Here is a 6,590-nt window from a genome sequence, read left to right on the forward strand (position 1 = left end):
GCTCCGCTTCTGGTTAAAGAGCCGGTTGAACAGAATGATGGGCTCACTGTGATTGAACGAATCATGGCCGGCCCTCCAGTTCCTTGGCTTGGTTACGGTTGAACAGAATGATGGGCACGATCAGGATCGCCAGCATCACCACAGCCAGAGCGGAAGCCACAGGCCAGTCGCGGTTGTTGAAGAACTCCTGCCACAGCACCTTGCCGATCATCAGGGTCTCCGGGCCACCAAGCAGCTCGGGGATGACGAACTCGCCGACCACCGGGATGAACACCAGCATCGAGCCGGCAATGATGCCGTTCTTCGACAGCGGCACGGTGATCTTCCAGAAGTTGTTGAAATTGCTCGAGCCAAGGTCAGACGCGGCCTCCAGCAGGCTGAGGTCGTGCTTCACCAGGTTGGCGTAGAGCGGCAGGATCATGAACGGCAGGTACGAATACACGACACCGATATAGACCGCAGTGTTGGTGTTGAGAATCTGCAGCGGCGTATCGATCAGGCCAATGCCCATCAGCAGGCTGTTGAGCAGGCCGTTGTTGCCGAGAATACCCATCCAGGCATAGACGCGAATCAGGATCGCGGTCCAGGTCGGCATCATGATCAGCAGCAGCAGTACGGTCTGGTGTTCTTTCGGCGCACGCGCGATGGCATAGGCCATCGGGTAGCCGATCAGCAGACAGAGCAAGGTGCTGAAGAAAGCGATCTGCAGCGAGCCCAGGTAAGCCGACAGGTACAGGGCATCCTCGGTGAGGAAGATGTAGTTGCCGAAGTTCAACAGCAGCGTCAGCTTGTTGTCCGCCCACTGGTAGATTTCCGTGTAGGGCGGAATCGCCACGTCGGCTTCGGCGAAGCTGATCTTCAGCACGATGATGAAGGGCAGCAGGAAGAACATGAACAGCCAGAGGAAAGGTATGCCGATAACGGCATGCCGCCCGGTGGGCAGATAGCGCGCCAGTTTGCTCGGTTTCATGATTGCAGTACCACGCCGCTGTCATCTTCCCAGTACACCACCACCGGATCGTCCCAGGTCGGGCGCTTGCCACGGCGCTCGGCGTTGGCGATGAAGCACTGCACGATCTGCCCGGACGTGAGCTTGACGTGGTACACCGAGTGACCGCCGAGGTAAGCGATGTCGTGCACGTGGCCACGGCTCCAGTTGTACTCGGGATGCTCGTGGTCCTCCGGCAACGCGGTGGCCATCAGCAGTTTTTCCGGACGCAGGGCGTAGCTGACGGACTTGTTCTCGGCGCGCGTGCTGACGCCGTGGCCGATGTAGATCGGCTTGTCCAGATGCGGGCAGTCGATGATCGCGTGGTCGGCCTCGTCACTGGTGAGCTGGCCATCGAAGAGGTTGACGTTGCCAATGAACTCGCACACCAGACGGCTGGTGGGCGTCTCGTAGATGTCGATCGGGCTGCCGGTCTGGGCGATCCAGCCCAGGTGCATGATGGCGATGCGCTGGGCCATGGTCATGGCCTCCTCCTGGTCGTGGGTCACCATCACGCAGGTCACGCCGACCCGCTCGATGATCTCCACCAGCTCCAGTTGCATCTGCGAACGCAGCTTCTTGTCCAGCGCGCCCATCGGTTCGTCGAGCAGCAGCAGCTTGGGGCGCTTGGCCAGGGAACGGGCCAGGGCCACGCGCTGACGCTGACCACCGGAGAGCTGATGCGGCTTGCGCTTGGCGTACTGGGTCATGTGCACCAGTTTGAGCATCTCGGCCACGCGCTCGTCGATCTCGGCCTTCGGCAGTTTGTCCTGCTGCAGGCCGAAGGCGATGTTCTGCGCCACGGTCATGTGCGGGAACAGCGCATAGGACTGGAACATCATGTTGATCGGCCGCTGATACGGCGGCATGTCGGTGATGTCGACGCCATCGAGAATGATGCGTCCTTCGGTCGGCCGCTCGAAGCCGGCGAGCATGCGCAGCAGGGTCGACTTGCCCGAGCCGGAGCCGCCCAGCAGGGCGAAGATCTCGCCCTTGTTGATGGTCAGCGAGACGTCGTCGACGGCCACGGTCTCGTCGAACTTCTTGGTCACCCGATCGATCTTGACCAGCACCTCTTTCGGTGTCTGATCCCCCTCGAGGGCTTTTTTGTAGGCGCTGGAGGCAACAGCCATTATTGGAAAACTCCCGGAAGATTGTGCCCGACCCCTGCGGCCGGGCAGGAACGATTACTGACCCGACTTGACCTTGGTCCAACTGCGGGTCATCAGGCGCTGCACGCGAACCGGCAGCTCGGCGGAGATGTACAGCTTGTCCAGCACCGCTTGTGACGGGTAGACGGACGGGTCGTTGCGGACCTCCTCATCCATGAATTCATCCGCCTTGGTATTGGGGTTGGCATAACCGACGTAGTCACTGACTTCGGCGATCACCTCGGGCTCGAGGAGGAAGTTGATGAAGGTGTGCGCCTGTTCGGCGTTCGCCGCATCGACGGGAATGGCCATCATGTCGAACCAGAGATTGGCGCCTTCCTTGGGAATGCTGTAGGCGATTTCGATGCCCTTGCCGGCCTCGTCGGCGCGGTCGGCGGCCTGCAGGATGTCGCCGGAGAAACCGGCAGCCACGCAGATGTTGCCGTTGGCCAGGTCGCCGATGTACTTGGAGCTGTGGAAGTAGGTGACGTAGGGGCGCACCTCCAGCAACTTGGCTTCGGCCTTGGCGTAGTCGTCGGGATTGGTGCTGTTGGGGTCCAGACCAAGGTAATTGAGCATGGCCGGGATCATTTCGTCACCGGAATCGAGGAAAGCGACGCCGCACTGGCTGAGCTTCTTGAGGTTGTCCGGCTCGAACAGCACGGCCCAGGAATCGATCTCCTCGACACCGAGTGCGGCCTTGACCTTCTCGACGTTGTAACCGATGCCGTTGGTGCCCCACAGGTAGGGCACCGAATACTGATTGCCGGGATCGTTGGTTTCCAGCTGCTTGAGCAGCGCCGGATCGAGATTGTCCCAGTTGCTCAGCTTGCTGCGATCGAGCGGCTGGAAGGCGCCAGCGCGAATCTGCTTGCCGAGAAAGTGGTTGGAAGGCACCACCACATCGTAGCCGCTGCGGCCGGCGAGCAGTTTGCCTTCGAGGGTTTCGTTGGAGTCGAAGACGTCATAGATCGGCTTGATGCCGGTTTTCGCCTCGAACTTGGCCAGGGTCTCTTCGCCGATGTAATCGCTCCAGTTGTAGATATGCACGGTGGGCTGGGCCAGAGCGGCGCCACAGAAGGCGGAAGCCGCCATCGCGATCAGAGACTTGGGCAGGGTTACTCGCACAGTATCGTCCTCGTTTTTGTGTGCCGAGCGGAAAAGGCGCGGCACTTTATAGGAAAATCGTTCGTCGATCAGCGGCCGCTTTTGATTCGCGTCCAGTCACGGGTCAGCCAGCGCTGCACTTGCGGCGAACGCTCCTCGGCGACATACAGCTTGGCCATCACGTCCTTGCCGGGGTACACACCCGGATTGTTGCGCACGCTCTCATCGACCAGTTCGGTGGCCTTGAGGTTGGGGTTGGCGTAGGCCACGTAGTCGCTGATCTTGGCGATCACGTCGGGGCGCAGCAGGTAGTTGATGAACTCGTGCGCTTCGTCGACGTTCTTGGCGTCCTTGGGGATGGCCAGCAGGTCCGCCCACATGGCGGTGCCTTCCTTGGGAATGATGTAGATGATCTCGTCGCTGCGGCCGGCCTCTTCCGCGCGGTCGGCAGCCTGCAGCACGTCACCGGAGTAACCGAAAGCGGCGCAGATGTTGCCGTTGGCCAGATCGGAGATGAATTTCGAGCTGTGGAAGTAGGTGATGTAAGGACGCACCTTCATCAGTTGCTCGGCGGCCTTCTCGTAGTCTTCGCGTTTGGTGGTGTGCGGCGACAGGCCCAGGTAGTTGACCGTCTGTGGCAGCACTTCGTCGCCTGAATCGAGCAGGGCGATACCGCAGGATGCGAGCTTCTCGGCGTACTTCGGATCGAACAGCAGTTCCCAGGAATCGAGCGGCGCATCGTCGCCCAGCACGGCGCGCGCCTTGGTGGCGTTCAGGCCGATGCCATTGGTGCCCCACAGGTAGGGCACCGAGTATTCGTTGCCGGGGTCGCCCGCGGCCAGGTTGTTCATGATGGTCGGATCGAGATTGACCAGGTTGGGCAGTTTGGACTTGTCCAGTTTCAGGTAGGTGCCGGCACGTACCTGCTTGGCCAGAAAGTGGTTGGTAGGCACCACCACGTCGTAGCCGCTCTGGCCGGTGGCCAGCTTGCCATCGAGGGTTTCGTTGGAGTCGAAAACGTCATACACCACCTTGATACCGGTTTCCTTCTCGAACTCGGCGATGGTGTCCGGCGCAATGTAGTCGGACCAGTTGTAGACCTTGACCACGCGATCATCTGCATGGGCTACAGATATGCCAATGGCGGCGGCGACCAGGCCAGCCAGCAGGGTAGAACGACGCATAACGTTTCCTCTTCTTGCGATTTGGGTGCCTGGCGGGCGAACCCGCCAGGCGGCGTTGCTTCGTTGCTTAGCGGCCGGATTTGATCTTGGTCCAGCTGCGGGTCATGTTGCGCTGCACTGCTGGCGCCAGGTCCGGGAAGGTGTAGATCTTCTTCAGCACTTCCGGGGTCGGGTATACGCCCGGGTCGGTACGCAGCGCCTCATCCACCAGCGCGGTGGCAGCGGCGTTGCCGTTGGGGAACTGCACGTAGTTGGTGATGCTGGCCATCACCTCAGGCTTCATCAGGTAGTTGAGGAACACGTGGGCAGACTCGACATTCTTGGCGTCAGCCGGCACGGCCAGCATGTCGAAGAAGGAACCCGCGCCTTCCTTCGGAATGTTGTAGCCAACTTGCACGCCGTTCTTGGCTTCTTCGGCGCGCGCCTTGCTCTGGTAGATGTCACCCGAGTAGCCGATAGCGACGCAGATGTTGCCGTTGGCCAGATCGGAGATGTACTTGGAGCTGTGGAAGTAGGCCACCGAAGGACGGATGGAGAGGAACAGCTCCTCGGCCTTCTTCAGCTCGTCGGCCTTGCTGCTATCCGGGGCATAGCCCAGGTAATGCAGAGCGGCAGGGAGGATTTCGGTCGGCGAGTCGAGGAAGGAAACACCGCAGGACTTCAGCTTTTCCATGTTCTCCGGCTTGAACACCAGATCCCAGGAGTCGACCGGCGCGTCTTCGCCGAGTACGGCCTTGACCTTCTCGACGTTGTAGCCAATACCGATGGTGCCCCACATGTAGGGGATCGAGTACTGGTTGCCCGGATCGCTCGGGTCCAGTGCCTTGAGCAGGTCCTTGTCCAGGTTCGACCAGTTCGGCAGCTTGGACTTGTCCAGCTTCTGGAACACGCCGGCCTTGATCTGCTTGGCCAGGAAGGGGTTGGACGGTACCACTACGTCGTAACCGGAGCTGCCGGCCAGCAACTTGGCTTCCAGCACTTCGTTGCTGTCGAAGACGTCGTAGACGACCTTGATGCCGGTTTCCTTCTCGAAGTTGGCCAGGGTGTCTTCGGCGATGTAATCGCTCCAGTTGTAGACATGCAGCACCTTGTCGTCAGCCTGAGCAGCGCTTGCCACGGCTGCGGTCAGGGACAACGCGAGAAGGGTCTTGCCGAATGTTTTCATGCGTACAGCTCCTGTTGTTGTGTCGATATTCCAGAGGTCGCGCAAGCCGTTCGAATCGGGCTGGTTCACGGACTCTGGCGCAGTCTGGCAAGGTCATGGCACCGCTGACAACTTTCCGTGACTGCGGGCTTTCAGACCTGTAGGTCACGCAGAGTCAGATCCAGGCACTTGCGTGCTTTCTCCACCAGTTCATCCACTTCCGCCTGGCTGATCACCAGTGGCGGCGCGATGATCATGGTGTCGCCCACGGCGCGCATGATCAGACCATTATTAAAGCAGTGGCCGCGGCAGATCATGCCTACCGCCTTGTCACCCGGATAACGTTTGCGCGTCGCCTTGTCCTGCACCAGTTCGATGGCACCCAACATGCCGACACCGCGCACTTCGCCCACCAGAGGGTGATCCGCCAGCTCACGCAGACGACGCTGCAAATACGGTGCCGTTTCTGCTTTCACCCGGTCGACGATGCCTTCTTCCTTGAGAATGCGCAGGTTCTCCAGCCCCACCGCTGCCGCCACCGGGTGGCCGGAATAGGTGAAGCCGTGGTTGAAGTCGCCGTGCGCCTCGATCACCTCGAACACCTTGTCGCTGACGATCAGCCCGCCCATCGGCACGTAGCCGCTGGTGAGGCCCTTGGCGATGGTCATCAGGTCGGGCTTGAGGTCGTAGTACTGGCTGCCGAACCATTCGCCGGTACGGCCGAAACCGCAGATCACTTCATCGGCGACGAAGAGGATGTCGTACCGGGCGAGGATTTCCTTGATGCGCGGCCAGTAACTGTCCGGCGGGATGATCACGCCGCCGGCGCCCTGGATCGGCTCGGCGATGAAGGCCGCCACATTGTCCACACCCAGTTCGAGAATCTTCTTCTCCAGCTGGTCGGCGGCCCAGATGCCAAATGCGTCCGGCGATTGCTCGCCACCCTCACCGAACCAGTACGGCTGCGGGATATGCGCGATGCCCGGGATCGGCAGGTCGCCCTGCTCGTGCATGAA

The 6,590-nt window shown here is 60.7% G+C and carries 6 protein-coding genes; all 6 read right to left on the reverse strand.

Going from position 1 to position 6,590, the window contains the following annotated elements; translation table 11 throughout:
* Nucleotides 1-61: 61 nt before the first annotated feature.
* Nucleotides 62-943 carry an ABC transporter permease subunit gene (locus tag ACN0X6_RS20945; protein ID WP_417706955.1) on the reverse strand — a complete coding sequence of 294 codons (882 nt, stop codon included), beginning with the start codon at nucleotides 941-943 and terminating at the stop codon, nucleotides 62-64.
* A gap of 23 nt (nucleotides 944-966) precedes the next feature.
* Nucleotides 967-2,121: a polyamine ABC transporter ATP-binding protein gene (gene potA / locus ACN0X6_RS20950; protein WP_417706947.1), complete on the reverse strand. Its 1,155-nt coding sequence runs from the start codon at nucleotides 2,119-2,121 to the stop codon at nucleotides 967-969.
* Between the two features lie 54 nt (nucleotides 2,122-2,175).
* Nucleotides 2,176-3,267, reverse strand: a complete 1,092-nt coding sequence (locus ACN0X6_RS20955; RefSeq protein WP_417706948.1) for a polyamine ABC transporter substrate-binding protein — start codon at nucleotides 3,265-3,267, stop codon at nucleotides 2,176-2,178.
* A gap of 68 nt (nucleotides 3,268-3,335) precedes the next feature.
* Nucleotides 3,336-4,430 (reverse strand): polyamine ABC transporter substrate-binding protein, encoded by a 1,095-nt coding sequence (locus tag ACN0X6_RS20960; protein WP_417706950.1) that lies wholly within the window; start codon nucleotides 4,428-4,430, stop codon nucleotides 3,336-3,338.
* A gap of 67 nt (nucleotides 4,431-4,497) precedes the next feature.
* The gene (locus ACN0X6_RS20965; RefSeq protein WP_196477159.1) at nucleotides 4,498-5,595 is read right to left on the reverse strand and encodes a polyamine ABC transporter substrate-binding protein; all 1,098 of its coding nucleotides are present in this window, start codon (nucleotides 5,593-5,595) and stop codon (nucleotides 4,498-4,500) included.
* Nucleotides 5,596-5,726: 131 nt separating this feature from the next.
* A partial coding sequence (locus tag ACN0X6_RS20970; protein WP_417706953.1) for an aminotransferase class III-fold pyridoxal phosphate-dependent enzyme occupies nucleotides 5,727-6,590 on the reverse strand: 864 nt, incomplete at its 5' end.

Origin of the sequence: Pseudomonas sp. (assembly GCF_048269965.1) — a bacterium.
Lineage (GTDB): Bacteria > Pseudomonadota > Gammaproteobacteria > Pseudomonadales > Pseudomonadaceae > Aquipseudomonas.

What these genes read in the sequence shown, in the direction of transcription:
- ACN0X6_RS20965 (WP_196477159.1), bottom strand. Translation starts at nt 5,595, where the DNA reads ATGAAAACATTCGGCAAGACCCTTCTCGCGTTGTCCCTGACCGCAGCC.
- ACN0X6_RS20960 (WP_417706950.1), bottom strand. Translation starts at nt 4,430, where the DNA reads ATGCGTCGTTCTACCCTGCTGGCTGGCCTGGTCGCCGCCGCCATTGGC.
- potA (WP_417706947.1), bottom strand. Translation starts at nt 2,121, where the DNA reads ATGGCTGTTGCCTCCAGCGCCTACAAAAAAGCCCTCGAGGGGGATCAG.